Source organism: Mesorhizobium sp. M1163, from assembly GCF_040318415.1.
Lineage (GTDB): Bacteria > Pseudomonadota > Alphaproteobacteria > Rhizobiales > Rhizobiaceae > Mesorhizobium.
This window is the reverse complement of sequence record NZ_JAMYMF010000021.1, coordinates 26,540-50,077: the sequence shown is the minus strand read 5'-3', so window position 1 is coordinate 50,077 and position 23,538 is coordinate 26,540. Positions and strand designations below refer to the sequence as shown.

Here is a 23,538-nt window from a genome sequence, read left to right as displayed (position 1 = left end):
AGCCAGAAATAAATGTAAGCAGTTGAATAATAACGCGATTTGTCTGAGTTCCGAGGAGGTGCTTTTTCCATTGTACACATTGCTCGCGTCGCATTTTTCCGCTAATTTCGTAAACAAACGAAAGCCTGTTAGCTCAAAAGAAAACAAATGAAAGGCGCATCGATCGGGCGGAAAAGCGGGCTTTCGGCAGGTCACGCACTTGCGAAGACGTCGCAATTTAGACGGCGTTCAGGCGACTCTTGATCGCTTGGTCGCTTTGTTGGGTGACCAATGGGCACAAGACGATCTCGAGCTCCCGGTGAAAAAATCGGCGTGTCGCACCGCTGAACGATGTCGAGCAGGGTTGCACCGTTTGCCAAGGAGGACGGCCCGAAATTTCCCTTGATGCAAAGCCAACGATCTTAGTCGCCCACGAATGCTTGGCTCCTGGCCGGCTACGATCTTGCAGCTTAGAAGTCACGGCCCAAAAATAACCCTCAACCAACCGATTTGATGGTCGAGCGAGGGGTTCGCACACCAGAGCGGAGCCAGCGTCTAACAAAATTTGCGCGTCCGATTCTTTCCGGATCAACCCTCGCGGATCACGCTAAATTGCGAGATGCGTCTGGGGATCGAAGAAGTGCAACTTGGCCGCGTTGATCGCAAGATTAATCAACTCGCCCGGCCGGACCGCGCTGACGGCTTCAAACCTCGCTACGGCGTTTGCCGCACCGCTTAGATCTTCAACGGCATCTGGGTCGCCGGAATCGATTCGAACCGCATCGACACTCAGGTGAACGACAAGCTCGGATCCCAATTCCTCCGTCGACTTTACGATGGCCGGCAGAGTGGCATGGCGCGATCCCGATTCCAGACTGCTGTCGTAGAGATCCTCGGGGCGTATGCCGAAGATGAGTGTCTTGCCTTCGAAGGCGGTCAGACCAGGCGAGCGCTCAAACGCACTCGTCGGCACCGGGATCGAAAAGGTCGGCAGGTCGATCCTGCCATTGTGCAAACGGCCTTCGAACAGGTTCATCGATGGCGACCCGATGAAACCCGCCACGAAGGCATTGATTGGCCGATTGTACAGTGTCTTTGGCGTGTCGACCTGCTGAAGCACACCGCCTTTTAAGACCGCAACCCGGTCGCCCATGGTCAAGGCTTCGGTCTGATCGTGTGTTACATAAATCGTGGTCACCCCCAACTGTCTTTGCAGGCTGACAATTTCCGCGCGCATTTGCACGCGCAGCTTGGCATCGAGGTTTGACAAGGGTTCATCCATGAGAAAGGCCGCCGGTTCGCGCACCATCGCGCGCCCCATGGCGACCCGCTGGCGTTGTCCGCCTGACAGCGCCGCCGGCTTACTGTCGAGCAGCGTTTCCAATTGCAGGGTCTTTGCAATTTCATGGACGCGCTTCGTGCGCTCGGCCTTGCTCTTCCCCGCAAGCTTCATCGAGAAGGCTATGTTGTCGAACACTGTCATATGCGGATAAAGAGCATAATTCTGAAAGACCATCGCAATATCGCGGTCCTTCGGCGCCAGATCCTCAACATTCTCGCCGCCAATGCTCAGGGTTCCGCTGCTGATCTCTTCCAGCCCCGCGATCATGCGCAAGGCAGTCGATTTTCCGCATCCCGAAGGGCCAACGAGAATGAGGAACTCGCCATCGTTTATCGTCAGGCTAAGATCCCTGATTGCTTGGAATTTCGTCCCGTAGGTCTTGCAAATCTTGTCCAACACAACAACGGCCACGTCACATCCTCCCTATTATCTGCGCTAGCTAAACGTCGAATAGCCTCCACCCAGCGCGACTGCAGATCGAACCGGCAGTGTCATCGGCGCAGCCAAGGCGCGCTCCCCGGACGTTCCCCCAGAAGCGGCAATATCCGAGCGATGAATTCTCAGTCTGGCGACGTAATCGGTATGGGCACAGGCGCATTTTCTTTCGCCATCCACGCGAGACAGGCATTGTGGTCTGGCAGAGCCATACGGCCACCGCGGCCCGTTACCGAGATCGCGGCCGCGGCGTTTGCATAAATAACGCAGGCGACAGGCTGCTTTCCCTGTGTAAGGGCAAAGGCATAGGCCCCATGGAAACAATCCCCCGCGCCGGTCGTGTCCACTGCCCTGACCTTGTAGGCCGGAACGTGCCACAAAACGGCATCGTCCTTTTGCCGGAGGTAGGCGCCTCGATCGCCATCGGTCAACACGACCGCGGAGCGGTCATCCGACCACAGCTTGCGCAGGATCGCCGTCGCCTCTTTTTCGCCTGTATAGGTCTGCGCAAATTCCAGAGGGAATACCAGGTGATTTGATAGGCGGATCAATCGGTCGGTTGCAGGTCCGATTGTCCACTCAATATCGGCGATCACCGCCAGACCCAGCGTGCGGGCTCGAGCAACGACCATCTCCGCCTGCGTGGCGTAGCCGTCGATCAACAGTACCTGGGCTTGCGCAAGGACGCTGTCGGCCAGCGCATCCGAGGTCCCGTGCGGCACATCATCATCATAGGCGATGAACCGGTCACCATTAGGCGCGACAGTGATCACCGACCGGATTGGCCTGGCATCGGAACGACGTGGCGCGAACGATATGTCGACACCGTGTCGTTCAAGTTCGCGGGCGCTGACATCTGAATGTGGCTGATCGCTCAGCCAGCCGATGAAACCGGCACGCCCGCCCAACTTGGCGACAGCAACGAGTGCCGTCGCCACATTGCCGCCGTGGTCCCTCGTGCGATTTGTCACCCTCCCTTTGCCGGCACCCAGCGGGCTGTCGACATAGATGATGTCGTCAATCGCCAAGGCTCCGAAGCCCAAGACCTGAAGATCGCCGGTCACGGCTCACGTGCCGCAGCCGCCAAAGCGTCTTGCGGCGCCATCCCGTCGTGAATGACGCCCTTGAACGCACGCGCTGCCATCGTGATGTCACCATGCCCCCACAAATTGCGCCCCACGACCGCACCCTTCGCGCCGGCGCGCAGGGCTTCAGAGGTCTGGGTCAGAGCGCCCAGAAGATCCTCGGTCTTCGGGCCGCCGGCGATAACGATGGGAACCGGGCAAGTGGCGACCGTTTCCTTGAATGAGTCGAAGTCCCCAGTGTATCCGACCTTGATCACGTCGACGCCGGTCTCAAAGCCAATCCTAACTGCATAGGCGATCTCGTCGGGCGTGAAGACGATCTTGCAGCCGTTTGAATAGTCGCGCGGATAAACATGAGCAACGACCGGCATTTCGAAACGAGCAGCAGCGTTGACCGTATCGGTAAGCCAGCGAATGTAGTGGCCCTCGGTATCGCCCCGCACCGGAATAGCGACGGCCAGCGCATCGGCACCGTAGCGCACGGCATCTTCGGGTGTCGCGATCAACTGACTGATTCGATCGTCGGGCGTAAAGCATCCCGCCTGAATGACCAGCGCCGCCTTGCCGGCGTAAGCCGGCCACAGATGACGCGCCGCACCAGGCTGAATGCTGATGTAATCTGGCTCTCCGGCCATCACTCGCTTGAGCGCGCCGGGGAGATCCGCAAGGCCGCCCTCACGGACGTTGCCATAGCCTACGAAATGGTCGACCGCACCACCGAACAGGTTTCCAGATCGATGCGAGAACAGCCGCGACAAGCGAATTTTAGTTCCAAGGCCCATATCGGTGCAGTCCCTTCGCGATTTTTGATCTGACATTGAGGGACCCTAACTCGAAAGCAAAACAATACTCAATATTTCGATTTCTTTCGTTTTGATATAAGATTGCGATTGCGACCGCTAGCGTTCGCTACGATGACGCGCTATCCCAAGGATTCGCAAACGCTTGCCGGTTTGGGGTTCGATTTTCGAAAGGTTAGCGTGCAGCTATTCAAACAGCAATTCGGGGTCACACATGCTGGCGGAACAACGACGACATCAGATCATGCTCGAGCTTCAACGGACCGGCCAGGCGCGCACCAGCCAACTGGCGGAAAACTTCGGCGTGTCCGAGGTGACCATTAGGTCCGACCTGGAAATTCTGGACGCAAAAAAGCAGTTGATCAAAACGCATGGCGGCGCAATTGCCTTGCCCGCTGATTCGCCCGCCGCGGCCTTCGAAGAACGGATGTACCGCAACTTCGATGCCAAACGGCGTATCGCGCAGATGGCGGCGCGCCAGATCATAGACAACCAGTCCGTGGTGTTCGACAGCGGCTCGACGTTGCTGCAGGTCGCAATGCAGATGCCCCCGGTCAGCAATGTCGTAGTAGCGACAACCGCGATGAACATCGCGCAGCATCTGATGTATCGTCCCGGACTGGACGTGCATATGATAGGCGGTCGGGTCTATCCCGAGACGGTCAGCACGATCGTGTCGGATTTTGACAAGGCCGTGGGCGGTCTTGTGGCTCACCAGGCATTCGTCAGCGCGCATGCGATAGATCACTCATTCGACGTCGTCGATGTCTCAGAAGACATTGCACGTACGAAGCGTAACCTGGTTCGTATGGCCAGGCGTGTGATCCTTGTGGCAGATTCAAGCAAATGGGATATCGGCGCCTCGTCCAAGGCATTCTCGTTGTCACGTGTCGATCTGATCATCACCGACACTGGTATGCCGTATGGGATTCGTAGCCGATTGGACAAGCTGGGAGTCGAAGTGCGCTACGTGTGAGTGCCTTCCGTCTGCCATCAGCCTCTCGGTGCCGCGCTGCGTTTGACGCCGGAGTTCGAATTCGCTGCGGCCGAAGCGCTCCCGGCGAGTGCCGGCGTCATCTTCTCTCGTCGTTCTGCGCCATTGCCAGTGACGTTCCTGGCTTGCCCTCCCGCAGGATCAGGCTTGCCGCGCCGACCAGGCCGGCCTGGTCGCCGAGCTGCGCCTGTACGATCGGCACATCGCGATAGGCGGGCATCGCCCGCGCTTCGACGGTGCCCCTGACAAGCGGCGCCAGCAGATCGAAGCCGTTGGCGAGGCCGCCGCCCATCACGATCAGATCAGGCGAGTAGAGGTGCAACAGATTGGTGAAGCCGATGCCCAGCCACTTCGCCTCGGCCTCGACCAGTTCCAGGGCCCTGATATCGCCGGCGCGAGCGGCCTCGACGACGTGCCTGGCCGAGACATCGCCGTCGCCGGAAAGACGCCTGAGCAGTGAGCCGTCGCCGGGAGCCGTCAGCCGCGTGGCATGCCGCCCGAGCGCGGTTCCCGATGCCACCGCCTCGAAGCAGCCGATGGCGCCGCAGAAACAGCGGTCGCCTTCGCCGGTGATGGTCATATGGCCGATCTCGGCTGCCAGCCCGCGTCGGCCATGATAGATGTGGCCATCGGCAACAACGCCGCCGCCGATGCCGGTCGACACGGTGACGAAGACCACCGATCCGCTACCCCGGCCGGCGCCGAAACGCCATTCGCCCAGCGCGGCTGCATTGGCGTCGTTCTCCAGCCGCACCGGCAGGCCGAAATGCCTGCCCAGAATGTCGAGCAGCGGCACGTCGTGCCAGCCGGCCAGCGTCGGCGGCGCGATCACGATCCCGGCCTTGGGATCGAGCGGCCCCGGCGCGCAGACGCCGATGCCGGCAATCTCTGCCTGCGGCCGCTCGACCAAAAGCCTGCCAGCAAGTGAGATGATCTGGCCGATCACCGCTTCCGATCCCGCACCCGCCAACGTCGGCGCCGAAACGCGGGCGACAACCCGACCGTTGCGCTCGACCAGCGCGCCCCGCAGCTCCGTTCCGCCGAGATCGAATGCAAGCGCAACTTTGGTCATCAGGCGGTGACCTTCAACCCATGCAGCCAGGCCATGCGTTGCGCAAGGTCGGGGTCGCCGAACGCCAGCGATCCGAGCACCACCGTTTCGGCCCCGGCAGCACGCAGGCGCGGCACCGTCTCGTGTCGGATTCCGCCATCGGCAGCCAAGATGATTTGGTTCTCTCGACCTGCTTTTCGCATCAGCGCGCGCGCCTCGATCAGGCGCGGGCAGGCCTGATCGGACAGCGCCTGGCCCTTGACGCCGATCGACGTGCCGAGAAGCGTCACAAAGGCAACTTCGGGCAAGAAGGGCGTGACGGCGCAGACAGGCGTTTCCAGCCTGAGCACCGCGCCGGCCTCGGCGCCGAGCTCATGCGCCAGCCGCACGGCGCGCAACCCGGCCTCGCCGTTTTCAGCATGGACGCTGATGAGGTCGGCGCCGGCCTCGATGAACTGGCGCGTTTGCTCCTCGACGATTTCCGCTTCGACCATCAGATGCACATGGATCGGCTTTGTCGTCAGCTTGGCGATCCGTGCCACCAGATCCGGAAAGAACAGGAAGCCGGGGGTGAAGCGGGCGTCAGCGACGTCGATGTGATGCAGGTCGACATAAGCGTCTATGCGCTTCAGATCGCGCTCCATGTTGGCCAGGTCGGCCGACCACAGGGAAAACTCGCCGAGCAGCCGGTTGCGCGGCAAGGCGGCGATGGCAACACGGCCGGATAAGGATTTGCTCGTCATGACGCAACAAGGCTCCGGATGTTGAAGTGGGCGTGAAGGAACGTGGTGATCTCGGCCTGCAGCTCGGCGAAATGCCTTTTGCCGTCGAGCGCCTTGGCGGCGATCTCCACAAAGGCCGCGCCGGGGATGGCATCCGCAAGTGTATGCGCGGCCGATAGTGGATGCACCGCATCCACAGTATTGCCGATGACCAGCACAGGAATGCCAAGGGTGGCGGCGTCGCTTGCCGAGACCTCAGCTCCATCGGCAGCGATGTCGGCCAGGACTTGCGCAAACAATGCTGCATCCGGGCGGTCGAAATAACCGAACAGCGAGGCGAGATTGTCTGGTGCCTCGCTCTGCAGGCGCGCGGCGACTTCAGACCGCGAGAAGATCGTCCTGGCCTTGTCGGGGCCATGATCGAGGATGAGGCCGGCGACCTCGGCGATCGGCTGCAGGTTCACTGGCGCGCGTTCGAACGTCCAGGCCGGCCGCACAAGCATCAGGCCAGCGACGCGGTCCGGACAACGGCAGGCAAGGCGTAACGCAATCGCGGCGCCCATGGAAGTGCCGCCAGCGACGAAACGGTCGAGGCCGGCCTGGTCGGCGGCGGCCAGAACATCGTCCGCAAACATCGCCATTGAAAACGGTCGGCGGCTGCCTAGATCGGACTCACCGTGTCCGCGGCAGTCCAACGTGATGCGCCGGCAGCCGGCGTCGATGGGGAAAGCCTGCGCGACCTGTGCCTCGCCGCCGCCCAGCCCGTGCTGGAAGACGACGGCAAGCCCGTCGCCCTCATCGGAAATCCGCAGCGTGGCATCGTCGCGAAACAAGGTGGCCGGGCGCGCCATCAGGCCAGCCCCTTCAGGAACCGGGCGACGCCTGGTGCCTCTTCGGCTGAAAGGCCGTGCGTGACCAGCGGCCCGTCAAAGCCTGACACTTTGAGCCGGGCGACGAAATCGGCGAAGTCGACGACGCCGCGGCCGACGGTGGCAAAGCGGCCGTCGGCGAAACGGTCCTTAGCGTGGGCCATGGCGACGTGGCCTGCGGTGCCTTCGACTGCTGCAGCGACGACGGCGCGTGCTTGCCCTGTGCTCGCCTGTTCGAACAGGTTCGCCGGATCGAGCACAATGCGCAGCCGCTTCGAGCCCATCTCTGCGATAAGGCGCATCGCGTCCGCTGCCGATGTGACGATGTTGGCCTGTTCGGGTTCGATGCCGAGTTCGACACCGTGATGCTCGGCCAGAGCAAGCGCCTTTTCCATCTCGCTTGCCATATCGGCCCAGGCCGACGGATCGGCATTGCCAGGGTGATGCGCCCACTGGTCGTCCGCGTTGCGCGTTCCCGTGCACAGGGTGACGAGCGGAACCGAAAGCGCTGCCGCGGCCTCGATGACCGCGCCAAGACGGCGCAGGCCGTCGTGGCGCACCGTCCTGTCCGGATGGGCCATGTTGTAGGTGCCCGACAGCGCCACCAAAGCGACGCCGGAGGCATCAGACGCAGCCGCAATAGTGCTGATGGCGTGATCCGGCACCGCATCCGGCATCGACGGCAGGCCGGCGCAGGCAAGGTTGAACTGGGTAACGGCAAATCCGGCGTCGCGCACCGCGGCCAGCACACCGGCCGGCTCGCTTCCCGGAAAGGTCTTGGCGAACACCCCGATCTCCATCAGACCGCTCCTGTTACGCCAGCAATCTCGACGCGTTGGCCGGTTTCGACCGAGCGGGCGATCGCCACCATGGCGCGGATCGAGGCGAGGCCGTCCTCGACGTCGGCGCCACGCAGCGGCGCGCCGTCAAGCACGGTGTCGGAGAGGCCTTCGAGCTGGCGTCGGAAGAAATGGCCGTCCGCGCCAAGCGGCTTGCGCGACGTTGCATCCTTCTCATGGAAGATATCGACCTCGCTTGCCCGGAAGTACCAGGGATTGAAAGTCTTCGCGATCACCGAGCCGTTTTCGCCGTAGAGCTGGAAGCCCTCGTGCCAGTCCATGCGCACAGCCACCGTCAGGTCGAGATGGCCAAGCGCTCCGTTGGCGAATTCCGTTTCGACGAACCAGCAATAGGCGCCGAAACGTTGGTTGAGACGGGCGCGCACCGCGAGGATCTCGCCGCACAGGAAGCGTGCGGTGTCAACGAGGTGCGAGCCATGCGCAAGCATGAAGTACCGCCTGAGATCGGCCTTCGGATTACCGGCCGGCTTGCGCGCCAGCCGGCTGCTGACCGGCAGCGGTTGGATGGCATCGGTGTTGGTGTAGCGGTGGGTGGAATCGCAATACCAGGCTTTTAGCGCCAGTATCTCGCCCATCTCGTCGCGGACGAAATCGCGCGCCGCCTCAAGAGCCGGGTCGAAGCGCTTCATGTGGCCGACCTGCAGCACCTTGCCGGAGCGCTTGACCGCGTCGGCGAGTTTTTGGCCCTCTTCGACCGAGACGCCGATCGGCTTCTCGCACAGCACATGCTTGCCGGCCTCGAGCGCCTTGATCGCCATCGGCACGTGATAGGCGTCCGAGGTCGCGACGATCACCGCCTCCAGTTCCGGGTCGGCCAGCATGGCGTCGTAGTCGCCATACATCTTCTCAGGTTCATAGGTCGCGCCCATGCGCGCCAAAAGGTCGGGGGCGGCATCGCAGATAGCATAGAGGTCGGCGTTCCTTGCTTTGACGCAGGATTCGAGATGGGCGAATTGCGCGATCGGCCCGCAGCCGAGCACACCGACACGAAGGCGGCGGTCTTGTTTCCGGATCATGATCTGTTCCTCACGCGCCGTAGCCGCGCATCGTCTGGCGGTTGGTCTTGACCGCGGCGGCCGGATCTGCGGCAGCGGTGTCGGATTCTTCCTCCAACACCAGCCAGCCGTTGAAGTTGGGCGCGGCGCTGGCGATGGCGATCACTGCCTGGGTGTCGCAGATGCCCTTGCCAAGCATTGCCCAAGTGCCGCTGGCATCGACATCCTTCAGGTGAAGGTAGCGGATGCGGTCGCGATGGGTTGTGAGGGTGTCGATCATATCGTTGTGGCCGCGCAATATGTGGCCGGTGTCGGGCACCCAACCGACCAGCGACGGATCGATCAGCCCGAAGATACGGTCGTAATCGGCGCGGTCGAACAGCAGCGTGTTGTGGTGCGAGCTCGGATGTACCGCGACATCGACGCCGGCCTTGCGCCCGAGCTCACCCGCCCTGTTGTAGATCTCGGCCGCGATGGCGAACTTGTCGTCGCGTCGGCCGTCCGAGACGACGGTGGCCGAGCCCATCGACACCATCGCGCCCGGAAAAGCGGCGGCGAAGTCGATCCAGCGCTTCGCGGCCTCGAGGTCGGCGCCGATCTTGTCCTTCAGTGTGAAGCCGTTCTTCGAACCGAAGGCAAAGGAGACGAGGGTGAGGCCGGTCGCCTTCAGTGCGGTGGCGAATTCCGCCGGCCTGCCGGCATAGCGGCCGATCATCGTGTCGGTGATCTCGATGCCGGCATAGCCGCCATCCGCGATCGCCTTCACGAGATCGTCGGGGCCGCCGGCAAAGCGGTCTCCCAACATTTCCCAAGGAAAAGTCTGGCAACCGACTTTCAGGTTTTTCACGACCGTCCTTTCCTTCCTTGATGCCGCCCTGCGTCAGCCTCCCCCGAGGCGGTGTTGGCAAAGCTCGGCGCGCGACTGGCGCGAGTCCGGCGAACGCCCAGTCCTGCGCGCAAGCCGCGCTACTGCACCAGCTGCCCGGCGCTTCCAGTGAGAAATTGCCGGCGGTCGGCGATCATAACATGAGCACGGGCTTCGAGCCGGCGGCCGGCCGATTTTTCATGTCAGTCATTTCTCCTCCCAGGGCCGGCAGCGCGCCCGACGTTCGTCAGCATTTTCGCATGTTCTATAACAATTTTACGCGCGTCAATATTTAAAATGTTGTATAGCGGCTTGCGAATGTGATCCGTTGCCGCGCAGCGGTCCAGGCCGCTGACGTGTTGGGAGGTACGATCGAAATGCACGGGAAATCAAAGACAAAGCTCGGCATCGGCGTTGTCGGGTGCGGCAACATCTCGATGACCTATTTGCGCAATGCGGCTCTGTTCGGTGAGGTGGAACTGCGCGCCTGCGCCGACATTTCCGCCGACATGGTGGCCTTGCGCGCCAGCGAATATGGCATCCGTCCGCTCAGCGTCGACGCGCTTCTGGCCGACCCGGAGATCGACCTCGTCCTCAACCTGACCATCCCGTCGGCGCATTTCGACATCTCATTTTCAGCACTTTCGGCGGGCAAGCATGTCTTCACCGAAAAGCCGCTGGCGACCTCGGCCAACGACGGTCGCCGTCTTGTCACGGAGGCGGCGAAGCGCGGGCTGCTGCTCGGCTCGGCCCCCGACACGTTTCTTGGCGCCGCCGGCCGGCGGGCGCGCCGCCTCATGGACGGGGGTGCGATCGGCCGGCCGGTGACCGGCACCGCCTTCATGATGGGGCGCGGCATGGAGCATTGGCATCCCAATCCGCAATTCTATTATCAACCCGGTGGCGGCCCGGTCTTCGACATGGGGCCATATTACCTGACTATGCTGGTCAACCTGCTCGGGCCGGTCGGCCGCGTGATGGCCATGGCAACGCGTGGCCAGGAGGAGCGCCTGATCACCGCAGAGGGTCCCTACAGGAACACCACCTTCAAGGTCGGCACGCCAACCAGCATCCTGTCGCTGCTGGAATTCCGCTCAGACGCTACCGTCGCCTTCGGCGCCTCCTGGGACGTCTTCAAGCACTCCAACCATCCGATCGAACTGCATGGCACGGAAGGCTCGCTCAAGCTGCCCGATCCGGACACATTCGGCGGCACCGTCTCGCTTTCGGAGCGCGGAGCCGACTGGGCAGACTTCACAAGCGAGAGCGAACTCTACGGCGCGCGCAACTGGCCCTTCGCCGCGCCCGATCGCGCCAATTACCGCATGCTCGGCGTCGCCGACCTTTCACGCGCGCTGTTGAGCGGAAGAAAGCCGCGTGCGTCCGGCGACCTTGCGCTGCATGTGCTGGAGATCATGGAAGCGATCCTCGCTTCGGGAGAAAGCCGCGAGTCGGTTGCAGTCAATGGAACCGTCGATCAGCCGCCACTCCTTGCGGAGGACGAGGCGGCAAGCCTGCTTGCCTGAGTTTGGGAGCCGTCCATGACAATATCGCCTTCGCCCTTGCTCGATCCGGAAGCCCGGCATGTGCTCGACCTCGGCCGGCAGGCGGCCGCCAAGCCGTTTGAGGCCGGCAGCCCTCAGGAAGCCCGCCGCGCCTATGAGCAGGGCTTTCCGACACTGCAGGGCGAACGCGAGCCGGTCGCCTCGCTGACCGAGCGCACCATCGCCGGACCAAGCGGCCCATTGACGCTCAGGATCTATCGCGGGCTAGGAGCTTCCGCGCACGGCGCGCCGGCGTTGCTCTATCTGCATGGCGGCGGCTGGGTGATCGGTAATCTCGACTCCCATGACGAGATCTGCCGCTGGTTTGCCAACATGGCCGCCTGCGTCGTCGTCTGTCCCGACTACAGGCTGGCGCCGGAGCACAAGTTCCCGGCGGCGATCGAGGATTGCCGCGTGGCGCTTGCCTTCATGCAAAGTGCCGTCGACGATCTCGGCGTCGACACGAAGCGCATCGCTGTCGCAGGCGACAGTGCGGGCGGCAACCTCGCCACGGTGCTCTCCCTGCTCGCGCGCGAAAACAAGAATCCGCCGACGGCGCAGCTGCTGTTCTACCCGAATACGGACGCCGCGCAGACGGCCGACAGCTATTGCCGCTTTGCCGAGGGTTTTGGTCTCACTGCGGCAACCATGACTTGGTTCCGCGACCACTATGTTACCCATGCCGGCGATATCAACGATTGGCGCGTGTCGCCGCTGAAGGCGCCCAGCCTTGCCGGTGTGGCGCCGGCCTTTGTTGCCATCGCCGGCCATGACATTCTCGCCGACGAAGGCGAGGCCTACGCGAAGCGTCTGGAAGATGAAGGAGTGCCGGTCGCCCTGCGCCGCTGGAATGGCCAGATCCACGGCTTCGTCTCGATGGGCCGCCATAGCCCGGCTGCACGGCAAGCGGTCAGCGCGGCGGTCCGCGCATGGCGCGGCTTCGATCTCGCCTTTGGAAATGCTCAGGCCGATTGACGCATGACCAGCGTCGCGTCGAGATTGATCTTGGGTGCAACCGCAGTCCCGTCCTCATCAAGCAGGGCCAGCAGCGTCTCCACACTGCGTCCCGCCATAGCGGCGAAGTTCTGCGCCATGGTGGTCAAGGCAGGACAGGTGTAGCGGCTGAGCGGGTGGTCGTCATGGGCCGCGACGCGCAGGTCGCAATCGCTTTTGCGGCCGACCTTGCGACCTTGCGAATAGGCGGCCGCCATGACGCCGAAGGCCAGGCGGTCATTGGCGCACAAAATGGTCTTACCCGGCAAGCCACCATTGCTGAGCATTGTCTCCATCTGCTGGTAGCCGATGCGTTCGAAATCCCAGGTGTATTCATGGGTGTCGCCAATGATCACCGGCTCTTGCCCGAGCCGTTGCATGGCGCTTACATAGTTGTGCAGGCGTTCGCGCGTATTGTGATTGACGTGCGGGATGTCGAAATAGACCGGCGCGCCGCCGGAGCGGCAGAGGTAATCGACGATCGTCGAAACGCTCTGGCTGTTGTTGTTGCCGACGAACGGCGTGCCGCTCTCGAGATAGGTGTCGAAATAGACGATCGGTATGGCCTGCGTCAGCTTCTCCAGCGCACGGTGGTCCGAGCGCAGGCCGAGCGGCGCGATCAGCCCACCGGAAACTTTTAGTGACAGGATGGTTCGCGTCGCTTCCACTTCGAGTTCGCGCGAGCCGTGCGAGGAGATCACGATCGGCCAGTAGCCTTCGTGGCGCAGCCTGAGTTCGATGCGGCTGACCATCTCGGAATAGAAAGGATCGGCGAGAGTCGGCACCACGATGCCTATGCTGCGGGTCCGTTTGCGGTTCAGGTTGCGGGCAAACAGATTGGGCTGATAGTCGGACGAGCGGAGTGCCTCCTCGATCCGCTTTCGCGTCGCTGGCTTGACGCTGGTTGGATCCTCGAAATATTTCGACAAGGTCGGCCTGGAGACGCCGCAGGAGTGGGCGAAATCCTCCATGGTCTTGTGCGTCATCGGCATTGAAATCCTCTCGTCACAGACATCCGATCCCGGGTGGTTCCTCGGCGCTGCCCGCCATGCGTGCAACTGCAAGACGAAAATTTACAGATAATGTCCGAGAGTTTCCATGCGTAAATTTATTAATTGACGCAAAAGGCGCAAGCGGTATTCATCGTCGGGTGAGCAATGGGAAATTCGAGTGTCGCGGCGAGGCGGGAGCGCAGCGCCGGAACGAATTCCGCGAGATGGAGAAACTGGTCAGTGCCGGCGAGATCCTTGTCGAGATCAGCCGACACCCATGCGCGGTGACTGTTTGGAGCCCTGTGGTGCCGGCACGCTACGATGAACAACTAAACCAGCTTCAAACAGGCTTGCCAAAGGAATTGGGGCTGGCAACTGCGAATCCGCAGAGGCGATGCGGGACTTGATCCAAACAGTTACTGTGTCTCGAGATCCGTCGAAGATCGGCGGCATCGAAGTCGAAACGGGCGTCCAACGGCACTACTGGGCGAGATGCCTTCCCCACACTCATCGAACTATCGCCTCCGACTTCGTTGCTGTGGTTGAGCGAAGCTACCATCCTGATCAAGCCATTCCTAACGGCGAATTCGGGCCATTGGGTCGAAATCCCTTCCTTGCTAGCAGCCGGCTAGGCGCGAGGAAGTCGCTCAATAGTAGAAGATCGACCCGAGTAGATTAAGTTGCGTGGACTAAGTCGCGGGGCCCGCAATGCACACCGTCAATATTCACGAGGCCAAGACGCATCTGTCTCGTCTTGTCGACAGGGCGGTCAAAGCTGAATCCTTCATAATTGCGAAATCCGGCAAGCCGATGGTGAAGGTCGTTGCCATAGACGCACCTGCGGCCGGCGAAATGCGTCGCGTTGGGTTTATGGCCGGGCAGTTTTCAGTTCCAAACGATGTTGATCGCATGGCCGATGAGGAAATCGGGAAGCTGTTTGGCGGCGACGCATGAAACTTCTGCTCGATGCCCATCTTTTGCTCTGGGCGGCGGGCGAGCCCGAAGAGCTCCCGCCCCTCGCGCGGGTGACTGCGGCCCTTCGGTGCGGTGGGGGGTTGAAGTCAGCTATCGCCTCAGACCACCCATGAACGCCTTTACTCGAGCAGAGTCGACTTGGTTCCACCAGACGCCGTCGTGCTTCAGCGCGCTGGCGATGATGACCCCGTCGACAATGGCGAGGATATCGTTGGCGTTGTCCGGCGTCACGCCGCTGCCGACCAACGTCGGCAGGCCGGCGGCCTGCTTGATCATGCTTATGTAGCCCAAATCGGCGGCGTGGCCGGTGCGCTGGCCGGTGGCGATGATGGCGTCGGCGTCGAAGAAGGCCAGGTCTTTGACCAGTTCCTCCACTGGGCGGTCGGCGACGATGGCGTGTGCGCCATGCTTGACATGGGCATCGGCGAAAATGCGGATGCCGTTGGCGCGCAGCCTGGCGCGGTAGCGTGCCGCACGGCCCGATTCGCCTTCGACAAAGCCCTCATTGGCGACATAGGCATTCGCCCACTGATTGACGCGGACGAAGCCGGCGCCGGCGGCGCTAGCGATCGCCAAGGCCGGGATGGCGGCATTGGCCAGCACATTGATGCCGATCGGCTTGCCGAGCTCGCGGCGGATGCGGTCTGAGACGACAGCCATATAGGCCGCCGTCTCCGGTCCGATATCGTCAGGCTTGGCGAAGGGGATGTCGCCATGGTTCTCGACGATGACGCCGTCGCAGCCGCCATAGAGATAGGCCCGGGCATCGTCGAGCCCGCGCTGGTAAATCGCCTCGATCGCCTCGCCATCATAGCGCGGCGCGCCGGGCAGCGGCGCCAGGTGAACGACGCCGATCACCACCTTGGTGCGGCCGAAAAGGTCCACGAGCGCGTCGCCGCCGGATTGGCCGATCTGGGTCATGAGAGCTCCATTTGATCGATGAGCGCCGCCATCTCGGAGGCGGAAGGACAGGATGCCAGCGTGCCCGGCCGTGTCACGGCGATTGCGGCGGCGGCGAGCGCCAGCTCCAGTGCCGAGGTGACCGGCATGCCCCGGGCAAGCCCGCCGGCCAGACAGCCGCAGAACACATCGCCGGCGCCGCTGGTGTCGAGTGCTTCGACGCGCGGCGCCGGCAAGCGAAGCGGTTCCGTCTGGTCCGGACCAAGCACGAGACAGCCTTCGCCGCCGAGCGTGATCACGACAATACCCGCGCCTCTGGCCGCCAGCGCCCGGGCGGCGGCTGCCATATCGCTCTGGCCGGTCAGGGCTTGCGCTTCGGATTGGTTGACCACCAAAACCTCCGCCAGTCCGAGATCGGGCACAGATGCCGCATCGATGGGGCTGGCGTTGAGGACGGTGCGCGCGCCGTTTTCCATTGCTGCTCGGAGGCAGGCATTGGTCGCGGCGAGGGGCAAATTTCCCTGGCAGACGAGCATGTCGCCGGGCGCGATCCAGCGGGCAAGCGCAGTTTGTTCTATCGGATAGAACGCTTCGCTGCAGGCGACGCCGCTGACGATAAAATTCTCGCCGCCTCCATCGACGACGATGGTCGAGCGGTCGCTCGGCAGCTCGAATTCGCTGACCTCGAGGTCTGACAGTTCGCTGTCGAGCCAGCTCCTGATCCATGCGCCTTCGCGGTCCTTGCCGAGCGCCGTCCAGAACGTCACCTCTGCACCAGTCCGCGCTGCCGCGACCGCCTGGTTGGCGCCCTTGCCGCCGAGGCCGTCAGCGTAGCTCACGGCGTTCAAGGTCTCGCCCACGGCCGGGAAGCGGCCGACGCGAAACATGGTGTCGACGCAGGCATTGCCGACGACGTGGACGCGCATGGCTCAGCTTTCACCGGTCGCCCAGCCCAGCATCTGTTCGAACAGGGTCTTGTAGCCTGGCCAGGCGATGAACTGCGGCGGCAGCCAATGCGGCCCGACATCGGATGTCCAGGCCACGGTGCGGCCCTTGCCATGGTGGCCGGTGACGAGCAGCGGCAGTGAGCCATAGTCCGACGACACGGTAGCCAGAACTTCCGCACCGTCCTTCAGCCTCACCTCGTTGAAGCCGAGCAGGATCGGCCAGTCCGAACCAAGGCCCCTGAGGATGGGATGTGTCGACCCTGGTTTCGGTACGGGCGCAAAACCTTCCGGAACCTCGACGCGGTCGTCATAGGCCAGGCAGCTCACAGGCAGCACGTCCTCGACCGGCGTCTTGCGGTAGCGCGCCCCGCCGTTGATGCCCTGGAAACTATAGTAGCCGCCGAACATCAATAGACCGCCGCCGCCGCTGACGTAACCGCGCAGCAGGCGCAAGCGGTTCGGCGTCGGCTTGGAGTGGACCCAGGTGTCGGGATGCAGCAGCAGCGTATTGGCGCCGATGTCGGAGAGCACGACCGCGTCATAGGCCGACAGCGCCTCCATCGTCTGCGGAAAGCCGCGCTGCGCCTCATGCGCCGGCATGAAGGTGACGTCGAAATCGGTCGCCTTCAGCGCGCCCAGCAATTCGTCGGCGCCGGTGTGGTAGGTGACGGTCGGAAACTGGTCGAAACCCTTGATATGGGTCGCGGTCGACACCCAGGATTCGCCGGCAAGCAGGATCTTCTTCTTGGACATTTGAACTCCCGTCGTAACTCGAGGCCATTCAGAGCCGCGCGAATACGCTTTTCGGATTGGCGATCAGCATGCGGTCGATGGCCGGCTGCTCGACGCCGTGGCGTTTTAGGCGCGGTATGAAATGCTTCAGGATATAGCCATAGCCGAAGCCGCCGAAGCGCGTCAGCATGATCTTGAGGAACACGTCCTGCGACAACAGCAGGCGGTCGCCGAAGCCCGCCTCGACAAGGGCGGCGATGGCGCGTGCATTCTCCTCGTCGGAGGGCGATTGCGCGTCCTGGTCGGCATAGTAATAGTCCATGCCGATCATGTCGTATTCGAGGAACGCGCCGCGCCGGGCGAGGCTTGTCTGGTAGTCGGGGTCGTTGTGGCTCGGGTTCATGTGACAGAGCACGGTATGGCGGAGATCGGAGCCCTCGGCCTCGACGATATCGAGCACCTCGTGCGCCAGCCGCTCCCAGCCCGGCAGATGGACCGACAGCGGCACGCCGGTGATGCGCGAAGCGCGCGCCGAAGCTTTGAGCGACTTGCGCTCCTCGGCGGTGAAATCCTTGCTGACGCCGACCTCGCCGATCAGCCCGGCCATGATCGGCGGCTGCGTCTCGCCGCCGCCGACATCGTTGACGATGAATTCGGTCACCGCGTCCACATCCATGGCCTTCAGCCATTCGGGATGGGTGTGCTCGAGATAGAAGCCGGTGCCCATGACGATCTTCAGGCCGGACATGCGGCTGATACGGGCGAGCTTTTCGGGATCGCGGCCGATGCCGATATTGGTGGCATCGACGACGGTGTGGCCGCCCAGTGCGCGATAGCGCTGTAGCTCTGACAGCGCCAGGTCGGCGTCGTCGAGCGAAACGTTGTCGCGGTTGACGTATGGGTTCATGCGCAACTCGCCGATGATCTCGATGTTCACCGGCTGCTCGGCGACCGCCATGTCATCGGGATGGCAGGGGCATTTCCAGCTGCGCGCGCCATCGAGCAAGATGTGCTCGTGCATCAGCGTGATGCCCATCTCCTCGACCGGAACCGGGCCGAGCACGGTCATCACATGGCCGGTTTCGACCCCGATCGCCAGCCGCTGGCCGGGCACCGCGTCATCGAACAGACCGCCCATCGGCTCAACGGCTCCGCACGGCGCCGCGGAACAGGCGGAAGTTCAGCCAGATGGCGACCAGGATGATCGTTCCGGTGACAATCGGCGTCAGGAAAGGCGACAGATGCGCCAGGATCAGGCCGTTGCCGATGACGGCCACGGTCAGCGCGCCGAGCACCGTGCCAATGATCGTTCCGCGGCCGCCGAACAGGCTGGTGCCGCCGAGCACGACGGCGGCGATGACTTCCAGCTCGAAACCCTGTCCGGCATTCGAAGATCCCGATCCAAGCCGGGCAGCAATGATGATCCCGGCAAGGGCTGCCGCGGTGGCGGAAATCACATAGACGAAGAGCGTCGTCTGCCGCGTGTTGACGCCGGCGCGCCGCACCGCCTCAGCGTTGGCGCCGATGCCGGTGACATAGCGGCCGAACGGCGTCTCGTTGAAGGCGAGATAGGCGATGGCCAGGATCGCCAGCGCGATCAGCGCCGGCACCGGCACGCCAAGGAACCAGGCACGGCCCAGCACGGTGAAAGCGCTTCCGGGCTCGATCGGGATCGAATAGCCGCCGGTGATCAGCAGCGCCACGCCACGGATCACCGAAAGCCCGGCAAGCGTGACGATGAAGGACGGGATGCCCTCATAGGCGACGAAATAGCCTTGCACCGCGCCAAGCAGGGCACCGAGCGCCAACATGGCGAGGATAACGACTGGCCATGGCAGGCCGAACTGCAAGAGCGTCGCCGACAGCGTTGCCACCAGCGCCAGTACCGAGCCGACCGAAAGATCGATGCCGCCAGTGGTGATGACGAAAGTCATTGCCGCGGCGACGATCAGCAGCGGCGCCGACTGCCGCAGGATGTTCAACAGATTAGGCGACGTCAGAAAGGCGTCGGTCGCCACCGAGAAGATGATGCAGACGACCAGAAAGAACAGCGCGATCGAGACGACACTGCCATTGGCGAGCAGCGCATCGCGCCAGGTGCCCTTGCGCACTCGTGAGGGCTGGGCAGCGTGGATCGCATCGCTCATGCCGGCGCTCCACCGCGATAGCCGTTGGTGGCGGAACGCGCACTGAATTTGCGGCCGACGATCAGATTGACCACGTCCTCGATATTGGTCTCGCCGATCAGCCGCTCGGCGACATTGCGCCCTTCATACATGACCTGGATGCGGTCGCAGACGAGGAACAGGTCCTGCAGCCGGTGGGTGATCAAAATGACGCTGACACCGCGCGCGCTGACCGCGCGGATCAGTTCGAGCACCGCCTCGACCTCGGCCACCGCAAGCGCTGCCGTCGGCTCGTCCATGATCAGCACGGCCGGCTCGAACGAGGCGGCGCGGCCGATGGCGATCGACTGGCGCTGCCCGCCGGAGAGGTTTTCGACCTTGAGCCGCGTGTCGGCAATGACGATACCGAGCCGATCGAGCATCTGGCGCGTCTCGTCGTGCATGCGCTTCTTGTCGAGAAAGGAAATGCCGGCGATGCGGCGGCGCGGCTCGCGGCCGAGAAACAGATTGCCGGCGACATCGACCGTGTCGCAGAGCGACAGGTCCTGGTAGACCATCTCGACGCGCGCCGCACGTGCGTCCGCCGGCGAGCTGAAGATCACCGGCTTGCCGTCGATCTCGATGGTGCCGGCGTCGGGAACCACAGCCCCCGACAGCACCTTGCTCAATGTCGACTTGCCGGCGCCATTGTCGCCGACCAGCCCCAGCACCTCGCCCGGCTTCAGCGTCAGCGACACATCATCGAGCGTCTGGATGGCGTTGTAACGCTTTGAGATGCCGCTCATCCGCACCCGATAGGTCTGGCCACTGCTCATCTGGGATTCCACGCGATTGCCAGGTATCCGCGGCGCAGCTTCAGGCGGCGCCGCGGCTCGGTCGCCGACGCAGTTTACTTGAACATCGCGCGGTATTGGTCGACATTCTTCTTGGTCACGATCGTCACCGGGATATTGATGATCGGGTCGATTTTCTCGCCCTTCTTGAGCTTGCCCAACGCTTCGACCGCGGCCTTGCCTTCGCCTGCCGGATCCTGCTGCACGACCGCCACCACCCAGCCGTCGTCGATGCCCTGAACGGCCTGCTTGGTCAGATCCCAGCCGAACACCTTGACGTCGCCGGTGCGGCCCTGGCTGGTCACAGCCGAAACGGCGCCGAGCAAGGCGGGTTCGCCGGTTGCATAGAGCGAGTTCATGTCCGGATTGGCGGTCATCAGGTTTTCCGAAGCGCTCAACGCCGTCTCCTGAACGTTCTGGCCGTCGACCGTGTCCAGGAAGGTGACGGTCTGGCCGCTTTCGGTCACCGCCTTCTTGAACCCGTCGAGCCGCTGGTTCTGGATGAATGAATTGAGTGCGCCGACGATGCCGATCTTGGCCTTGCCGCCCATCTCGGTCTTCACATAGTCGGCGTAGAATTTGCCGATGTCCTCGCCGGCCTTGGTGTTGTCCACACCTATGAACGAAACGTTGTCGCCGTCGGGGATCTGCGCGTCGATGGCGATGACGGGAATGCCGGCCGCCTTGGCCGCAGTAATCGCGGGCTTGACGCCGTTGACGTCGATGGCGACCAGAATGATGCCGTCGACTTTCTGCGTGATGTAGTTCTCGATCGCGTCGTTCTGCGCGCTCGGCACATTGTTGGCGTTGAAAATGACCAGCTTGGCGCCGGCGGCGTCGGCTGCCTTCTGCGCGCCCTCGTTGATCTGGTTGAAGAACAGGGCCTGCTGGTTGATGTTGACGAGTGCGAACGTATCGGCAAGCGCCGATCCCATGGCTGCCGAGCCCATGGCAATGGCGGCGGCACAGCCGGCGAGAAGTTTGAACAGACGCATTTTCGGTTCCCCTTGCTTGCGGACCAGACCGGCTGGTTCCCGTTGGTGCTACAGGCACGAGGCAAGCATTCAAGAGACTTGAATATTTGTCAATCCAAATGAACGCTGAGCGTTGCTCAGAAAGTCGCCGGCGTGTTGACCCAGAAGATGCTGGCGCGTTCCTTGCCGATATTGCGGTAATGATGTGGCAGCTCCGACCTGAAAACGAAGGCATCGCCGGTGGCGAGAGCATGTCGCTTGCCGTCGACGATCAGTTCGACCCGGCCGGCGAGGACGTAGCCGACTTCCTCTCCGGCATGCTGAATTGGACCTTCGCTCTCGCCGTCTGCCTCGATGTGATGGATGTTGCATTGTAAGAGGTGGCCGGCCGAATACGGGATGATGCGTTCGAGCGAGATTCCCTCGCCGCGCCGTAACGCGTCGAGCGCGATCAACGGCCGCGCGCCCGCCCGGAACACGATCGCCTCGTCGTCGTCGACCTGCTCGAACATCCAGCCGATATTGGTGTCGAGAACCTCAACCAGACGGTGAAGCATAGGCAGGGACGGCGAAGCCTTGCCGTTCTCGATCTTGGACAGCAGGCTTTCCGAGCAATTCGCAGCCGCGGCCAGGCTCTTCAGCGTCATGCCGCGTGTCTGGCGGGCGAGGCGCAGCCGAGTTCCAAGTCTCGCGGCATTTACGGTGGCGTCCGTTTCCGACTCTGGCCGTCGTCGATCGATTTTATTCATCTGTTCGCCAACCATTCAACGGTCAAGGGCAACTATCGCGCGAGCAAAAGACCTCGGCCGACGATTTGCAAGTGCTGATGCGTCAAATTCGAGACTGCAGCCGACCTCCCGCATCTGGCGAATGCTAATCCCGCATGAATCGCGCTGATGACCCCGCGCTCAGTTGTCCTTATCGCATGGCTGTCCATCGTGGCCGAAATCGCCAGCCGCTACCGCGTTGCGTCACGTGGCGAGTGGACCTGGAACAACAATGCCTGCAAGACGGCCACACAGCCAATCTACACAACCACGGCCGTGCCGACACGATAAAATCTGGACTGTCACCGAATTCGCGGAGTCCGCCAGAAGTCACCCGCGGCAGCGCCCTATGGAGTTACGCCCAGGGCGCGCAGGCTCTTGGTAGCCGCGACGTACTCGATAAAATCCCTGGGGCAGTGGCGCACGGCTAGCCGGTAATGTCGCAAAGCCTTGTCGGCATTGCCCTTGAGCTGGTGGAATTCCGCCGCGTAGAAATTGGCCTCACACAGATTTCCGCGCCTCCTGCTCGGGACGAGATCGTCGGCCGCGGCCAAGGCTGCTTCGGGCGACTGCTCGCCAAGGAACATGCGAACCAACGGCGCCGGCCATCTGGTCATGTCCAACTTGCTGGCCACACGGCGCAAATGGCTGGCGCCGCCACCGCGCAGCTCGGCCAGATCCGCCCAGATCGCATAGTAGGCATTGTCGGGTGCAAGTGTCGCCGCCGTTGTAAGATCGGCTTGCGCTTTGGCCGGTTCCGGGCCGTAGAAATAGTAAATTCCCCTGCTTCCATAAGGGTTGACATAGGTCGGATCGAGCGTGATCGCCTGGCTGTAGTCAGCGACGGCGCGCTCTGCATCACCCTTTGCGCCCCAGGAGATGGCCCGGTTGTTGTAGGCGAACGGGTGTCGGGGGTTGAGTCTGATCGCCTCGTCGAAATCAGCGATGGCGCGGTCGAATTCCCCCATCCTGTTGAAGACGAAGCCGCGGTTGTTGTAGGCCTCCATATATGCCGGATCGAGCTCGATTGCGTGGCTGTAGTCGGCGATGGCGTGAGCGTCGTCGCCCTTGTGAGCCCAGCCGAGACCTCTGTTGTAAAAGGCCAGGGCTTTCCCCGAGTCGAGCTCGATCGCCCGGTCGAAATCGCGGATGGCGCTGTCGTTCTTACCCTTCTCGAGCCACAGCAGCCCACGCTCGTTGTAGGCATCAGTGTCGTTCGGATCGAGAGCGATGGCGTTGTCGTAGTCCGCCATGGCCTGGTCATTGTCACCGCTGTCGATCCAGGCAATAGCCCGGTTGTGGTAAGCGATGGCGCGACTGCCCGGGCTTCGCGTCCTGTCCTCGATGATCCGCGTGCAGGCCGCGATCCGCTGTGAGCCTGCAGCGGCGCCACCGCAATCGTCGCCGTCCTCAGCCAAGGTCGGAGCGCCGAGCGCAAGCAGCACAACGAGACCGGCCAGTACCCGATGTCCCGCTTGAATTGACCGTTCGATTGGCCGCCTGTCAAACATCATGTCAGCAGATTTCGGATCACTATTGCGGGTTGTTGGTCTCCTGCCAATTTGATCAAACAAATTCTGGTTCTGCGCAAGGCATCGCCGCTAAGAAGATGGGCTGATAAATATTGACTTGAGCTGATCGCGAGGTTGTGGGCTTGCTCGCGCTCGGGACCGCGCAGCCAAAGTGGGCCTGGAGTAGGGCGAAATCACGTAACTTGAGCTTCGACAATTCTAAAGAAAGTCCAACAGAATTAATGGC

Annotated in this window: 25 protein-coding genes; 6 read left to right on the top strand and 19 right to left on the bottom strand. The window is 62.6% G+C overall.

Annotation, left to right across the window (positions count from 1 at the left end; all coding sequences use genetic code 11):
* Positions 1-586: 586 nt before the first annotated feature.
* The 3 genes from NKH43_RS20080 to NKH43_RS20070 all read right to left on the bottom strand — a co-directional run bounded on the left by NKH43_RS20080 (position 587) and on the right by NKH43_RS20070 (position 3,623).
* Entirely contained in the window at positions 587-1,732 is a 1,146-nt protein-coding gene (locus tag NKH43_RS20080; RefSeq protein ID WP_352483933.1) for an ABC transporter ATP-binding protein, read from the bottom strand.
* 149 nt (positions 1,733-1,881) lie between these two features.
* Positions 1,882-2,820 (bottom strand): PfkB family carbohydrate kinase, encoded by a 939-nt coding sequence (locus NKH43_RS20075; protein WP_352548582.1) that lies wholly within the window; start codon positions 2,818-2,820, stop codon positions 1,882-1,884.
* On the bottom strand, positions 2,817-3,623 hold the full coding sequence (locus NKH43_RS20070) for a beta/alpha barrel domain-containing protein (protein ID WP_031194878.1): 807 nt from the start codon (positions 3,621-3,623) through the stop codon (positions 2,817-2,819). Before NKH43_RS20070 ends, NKH43_RS20075 begins: the two co-directional genes overlap by 4 nt.
* Positions 3,624-3,855: 232 nt before the next feature.
* Here NKH43_RS20070 and NKH43_RS20065 point away from each other — a divergent pair, with 232 nt between their 5' ends.
* Entirely contained in the window at positions 3,856-4,617 is a 762-nt protein-coding gene (locus NKH43_RS20065) for a DeoR/GlpR family DNA-binding transcription regulator (RefSeq protein WP_023721854.1), read from the top strand.
* Positions 4,618-4,714: 97 nt separating this feature from the next.
* Here the strand turns inward: NKH43_RS20065 and NKH43_RS20060 are convergent, their stop codons facing one another.
* Genes NKH43_RS20060 through NKH43_RS20035 form a run of 6 tightly spaced genes read right to left on the bottom strand, consistent with a single transcriptional unit; the run spans position 4,715 to position 9,937 of the window.
* Positions 4,715-5,707: an ROK family protein gene (locus NKH43_RS20060; protein WP_352548581.1), complete on the bottom strand. Its 993-nt coding sequence runs from the start codon at positions 5,705-5,707 to the stop codon at positions 4,715-4,717.
* The gene (locus NKH43_RS20055) at positions 5,707-6,429 is read right to left on the bottom strand and encodes a ribulose-phosphate 3-epimerase (RefSeq protein WP_352790388.1); all 723 of its coding nucleotides are present in this window, start codon (positions 6,427-6,429) and stop codon (positions 5,707-5,709) included. Before NKH43_RS20055 ends, NKH43_RS20060 begins: the two co-directional genes overlap by 1 nt.
* A complete protein-coding gene (locus NKH43_RS20050) occupies positions 6,426-7,259 on the bottom strand; it encodes an alpha/beta fold hydrolase (protein ID WP_352848508.1) in 834 nt (277 codons plus the stop codon). Before NKH43_RS20050 ends, NKH43_RS20055 begins: the two co-directional genes overlap by 4 nt.
* Positions 7,259-8,077 (bottom strand): sugar phosphate isomerase/epimerase family protein, encoded by an 819-nt coding sequence (locus tag NKH43_RS20045; protein WP_352818086.1) that lies wholly within the window; start codon positions 8,075-8,077, stop codon positions 7,259-7,261. The genes NKH43_RS20050 and NKH43_RS20045 overlap by 1 nt, the downstream gene beginning before the upstream one ends.
* Entirely contained in the window at positions 8,077-9,153 is a 1,077-nt protein-coding gene (locus NKH43_RS20040; RefSeq protein ID WP_352548576.1) for a Gfo/Idh/MocA family protein, read from the bottom strand. The genes NKH43_RS20045 and NKH43_RS20040 overlap by 1 nt, the downstream gene beginning before the upstream one ends.
* Positions 9,154-9,163: 10 nt before the next feature.
* Complete coding sequence (locus NKH43_RS20035; protein ID WP_352859592.1) at positions 9,164-9,937, bottom strand: sugar phosphate isomerase/epimerase family protein; 774 nt, start codon at positions 9,935-9,937, stop codon at positions 9,164-9,166.
* A gap of 437 nt (positions 9,938-10,374) precedes the next feature.
* Between NKH43_RS20035 and NKH43_RS20030 the strand changes: the two genes are divergently transcribed.
* Positions 10,375-11,523 (top strand): Gfo/Idh/MocA family protein, encoded by a 1,149-nt coding sequence (locus tag NKH43_RS20030; protein ID WP_352811980.1) that lies wholly within the window; start codon positions 10,375-10,377, stop codon positions 11,521-11,523.
* A gap of 15 nt (positions 11,524-11,538) precedes the next feature.
* Complete coding sequence (locus NKH43_RS20025; RefSeq protein WP_352811982.1) at positions 11,539-12,516, top strand: alpha/beta hydrolase; 978 nt, start codon at positions 11,539-11,541, stop codon at positions 12,514-12,516.
* Here NKH43_RS20025 and NKH43_RS20020 read toward each other — a convergent pair.
* Positions 12,504-13,526: a LacI family DNA-binding transcriptional regulator gene (locus tag NKH43_RS20020; protein ID WP_352859537.1), complete on the bottom strand. Its 1,023-nt coding sequence runs from the start codon at positions 13,524-13,526 to the stop codon at positions 12,504-12,506. The two genes, NKH43_RS20025 and NKH43_RS20020, sit on opposite strands and share 13 nt — an antisense overlap.
* A gap of 56 nt (positions 13,527-13,582) precedes the next feature.
* Here NKH43_RS20020 and NKH43_RS20015 point away from each other — a divergent pair, with 56 nt between their 5' ends.
* A complete protein-coding gene (locus NKH43_RS20015; protein WP_352859535.1) occupies positions 13,583-13,933 on the top strand; it encodes a hypothetical protein in 351 nt (116 codons plus the stop codon).
* A 301-nt stretch (positions 13,934-14,234) separates the two neighbouring features.
* Entirely contained in the window at positions 14,235-14,480 is a 246-nt protein-coding gene (locus tag NKH43_RS20010; RefSeq protein ID WP_352848517.1) for a type II toxin-antitoxin system Phd/YefM family antitoxin, read from the top strand.
* A gap of 111 nt (positions 14,481-14,591) precedes the next feature.
* Here NKH43_RS20010 and NKH43_RS20005 read toward each other — a convergent pair whose 3' ends face one another.
* The 8 genes from NKH43_RS20005 to NKH43_RS19970 form a co-directional block, all read right to left on the bottom strand.
* Positions 14,592-15,422 (bottom strand): BtpA/SgcQ family protein, encoded by an 831-nt coding sequence (locus tag NKH43_RS20005; RefSeq protein WP_352811987.1) that lies wholly within the window; start codon positions 15,420-15,422, stop codon positions 14,592-14,594.
* Positions 15,419-16,327, bottom strand: coding sequence for a ribokinase (locus NKH43_RS20000; protein ID WP_352859532.1), 909 nt, complete (start codon positions 16,325-16,327; stop codon positions 15,419-15,421). The genes NKH43_RS20005 and NKH43_RS20000 overlap by 4 nt, the downstream gene beginning before the upstream one ends.
* A gap of 3 nt (positions 16,328-16,330) precedes the next feature.
* Positions 16,331-17,101 carry a glutamine amidotransferase gene (locus tag NKH43_RS19995; RefSeq protein ID WP_352848525.1) on the bottom strand — a complete coding sequence of 257 codons (771 nt, stop codon included), beginning with the start codon at positions 17,099-17,101 and terminating at the stop codon, positions 16,331-16,333.
* A 28-nt stretch (positions 17,102-17,129) separates the two neighbouring features.
* Complete coding sequence (locus NKH43_RS19990; RefSeq protein WP_352848528.1) at positions 17,130-18,218, bottom strand: phosphotriesterase family protein; 1,089 nt, start codon at positions 18,216-18,218, stop codon at positions 17,130-17,132.
* A gap of 4 nt (positions 18,219-18,222) precedes the next feature.
* On the bottom strand, positions 18,223-19,227 hold the full coding sequence (locus NKH43_RS19985) for an ABC transporter permease (protein ID WP_352548565.1): 1,005 nt from the start codon (positions 19,225-19,227) through the stop codon (positions 18,223-18,225).
* Positions 19,224-20,021: an ATP-binding cassette domain-containing protein gene (locus NKH43_RS19980; RefSeq protein WP_023721835.1), complete on the bottom strand. Its 798-nt coding sequence runs from the start codon at positions 20,019-20,021 to the stop codon at positions 19,224-19,226. Before NKH43_RS19980 ends, NKH43_RS19985 begins: the two co-directional genes overlap by 4 nt.
* Before the next feature lie 74 nt (positions 20,022-20,095).
* Positions 20,096-21,034, bottom strand: a complete 939-nt coding sequence (locus NKH43_RS19975) for an ABC transporter substrate-binding protein (protein WP_352790407.1) — start codon at positions 21,032-21,034, stop codon at positions 20,096-20,098.
* Positions 21,035-21,150: 116 nt separating this feature from the next.
* Positions 21,151-21,762, bottom strand: a complete 612-nt coding sequence (locus NKH43_RS19970) for a cupin domain-containing protein (RefSeq protein WP_352859530.1) — start codon at positions 21,760-21,762, stop codon at positions 21,151-21,153.
* Positions 21,763-21,909: 147 nt separating this feature from the next.
* Here NKH43_RS19970 and NKH43_RS19965 point away from each other — a divergent pair, with 147 nt between their 5' ends.
* Complete coding sequence (locus NKH43_RS19965; protein ID WP_352591020.1) at positions 21,910-22,071, top strand: hypothetical protein; 162 nt, start codon at positions 21,910-21,912, stop codon at positions 22,069-22,071.
* A gap of 56 nt (positions 22,072-22,127) precedes the next feature.
* Here NKH43_RS19965 and NKH43_RS19960 read toward each other — a convergent pair whose 3' ends face one another.
* The gene (locus NKH43_RS19960) at positions 22,128-23,294 is read right to left on the bottom strand and encodes a tetratricopeptide repeat protein (protein ID WP_352859528.1); all 1,167 of its coding nucleotides are present in this window, start codon (positions 23,292-23,294) and stop codon (positions 22,128-22,130) included.
* Positions 23,295-23,538: the final 244 nt, after the last annotated feature.

What these genes read in the sequence shown, in the direction of transcription:
- NKH43_RS20070 (WP_031194878.1), bottom strand. Translation starts at nt 3,623, where the DNA reads ATGGGCCTTGGAACTAAAATTCGCTTGTCGCGGCTGTTCTCGCATCGA.
- NKH43_RS19990 (WP_352848528.1), bottom strand. Translation starts at nt 18,218, where the DNA reads ATGGGCGGTCTGTTCGATGACGCGGTGCCCGGCCAGCGGCTGGCGATC.
- NKH43_RS20015 (WP_352859535.1), top strand. Translation starts at nt 13,583, where the DNA reads ATGCGTGCAACTGCAAGACGAAAATTTACAGATAATGTCCGAGAGTTT.
- NKH43_RS20060 (WP_352548581.1), bottom strand. Translation starts at nt 5,707, where the DNA reads ATGACCAAAGTTGCGCTTGCATTCGATCTCGGCGGAACGGAGCTGCGG.
- NKH43_RS20030 (WP_352811980.1), top strand. Translation starts at nt 10,375, where the DNA reads ATGCACGGGAAATCAAAGACAAAGCTCGGCATCGGCGTTGTCGGGTGC.
- NKH43_RS20025 (WP_352811982.1), top strand. Translation starts at nt 11,539, where the DNA reads ATGACAATATCGCCTTCGCCCTTGCTCGATCCGGAAGCCCGGCATGTG.
- NKH43_RS20055 (WP_352790388.1), bottom strand. Translation starts at nt 6,429, where the DNA reads ATGACGAGCAAATCCTTATCCGGCCGTGTTGCCATCGCCGCCTTGCCG.
- NKH43_RS19960 (WP_352859528.1), bottom strand. Translation starts at nt 23,294, where the DNA reads ATGATGTTTGACAGGCGGCCAATCGAACGGTCAATTCAAGCGGGACAT.
- NKH43_RS20020 (WP_352859537.1), bottom strand. Translation starts at nt 13,526, where the DNA reads ATGCCGATGACGCACAAGACCATGGAGGATTTCGCCCACTCCTGCGGC.
- NKH43_RS20005 (WP_352811987.1), bottom strand. Translation starts at nt 15,422, where the DNA reads ATGACCCAGATCGGCCAATCCGGCGGCGACGCGCTCGTGGACCTTTTC.
- NKH43_RS19980 (WP_023721835.1), bottom strand. Translation starts at nt 20,021, where the DNA reads ATGAGCAGTGGCCAGACCTATCGGGTGCGGATGAGCGGCATCTCAAAG.
- NKH43_RS20000 (WP_352859532.1), bottom strand. Translation starts at nt 16,327, where the DNA reads ATGCGCGTCCACGTCGTCGGCAATGCCTGCGTCGACACCATGTTTCGC.
- NKH43_RS20050 (WP_352848508.1), bottom strand. Translation starts at nt 7,259, where the DNA reads ATGGCGCGCCCGGCCACCTTGTTTCGCGACGATGCCACGCTGCGGATT.
- NKH43_RS20065 (WP_023721854.1), top strand. Translation starts at nt 3,856, where the DNA reads ATGCTGGCGGAACAACGACGACATCAGATCATGCTCGAGCTTCAACGG.
- NKH43_RS20040 (WP_352548576.1), bottom strand. Translation starts at nt 9,153, where the DNA reads ATGATCCGGAAACAAGACCGCCGCCTTCGTGTCGGTGTGCTCGGCTGC.
- NKH43_RS19970 (WP_352859530.1), bottom strand. Translation starts at nt 21,762, where the DNA reads ATGAATAAAATCGATCGACGACGGCCAGAGTCGGAAACGGACGCCACC.
- NKH43_RS19985 (WP_352548565.1), bottom strand. Translation starts at nt 19,227, where the DNA reads ATGAGCGATGCGATCCACGCTGCCCAGCCCTCACGAGTGCGCAAGGGC.
- NKH43_RS20010 (WP_352848517.1), top strand. Translation starts at nt 14,235, where the DNA reads ATGCACACCGTCAATATTCACGAGGCCAAGACGCATCTGTCTCGTCTT.
- NKH43_RS19965 (WP_352591020.1), top strand. Translation starts at nt 21,910, where the DNA reads ATGACCCCGCGCTCAGTTGTCCTTATCGCATGGCTGTCCATCGTGGCC.
- NKH43_RS20045 (WP_352818086.1), bottom strand. Translation starts at nt 8,077, where the DNA reads ATGGAGATCGGGGTGTTCGCCAAGACCTTTCCGGGAAGCGAGCCGGCC.
- NKH43_RS19975 (WP_352790407.1), bottom strand. Translation starts at nt 21,034, where the DNA reads ATGCGTCTGTTCAAACTTCTCGCCGGCTGTGCCGCCGCCATTGCCATG.
- NKH43_RS20035 (WP_352859592.1), bottom strand. Translation starts at nt 9,937, where the DNA reads ATGTTGGGAGACCGCTTTGCCGGCGGCCCCGACGATCTCGTGAAGGCG.
- NKH43_RS19995 (WP_352848525.1), bottom strand. Translation starts at nt 17,101, where the DNA reads ATGTCCAAGAAGAAGATCCTGCTTGCCGGCGAATCCTGGGTGTCGACC.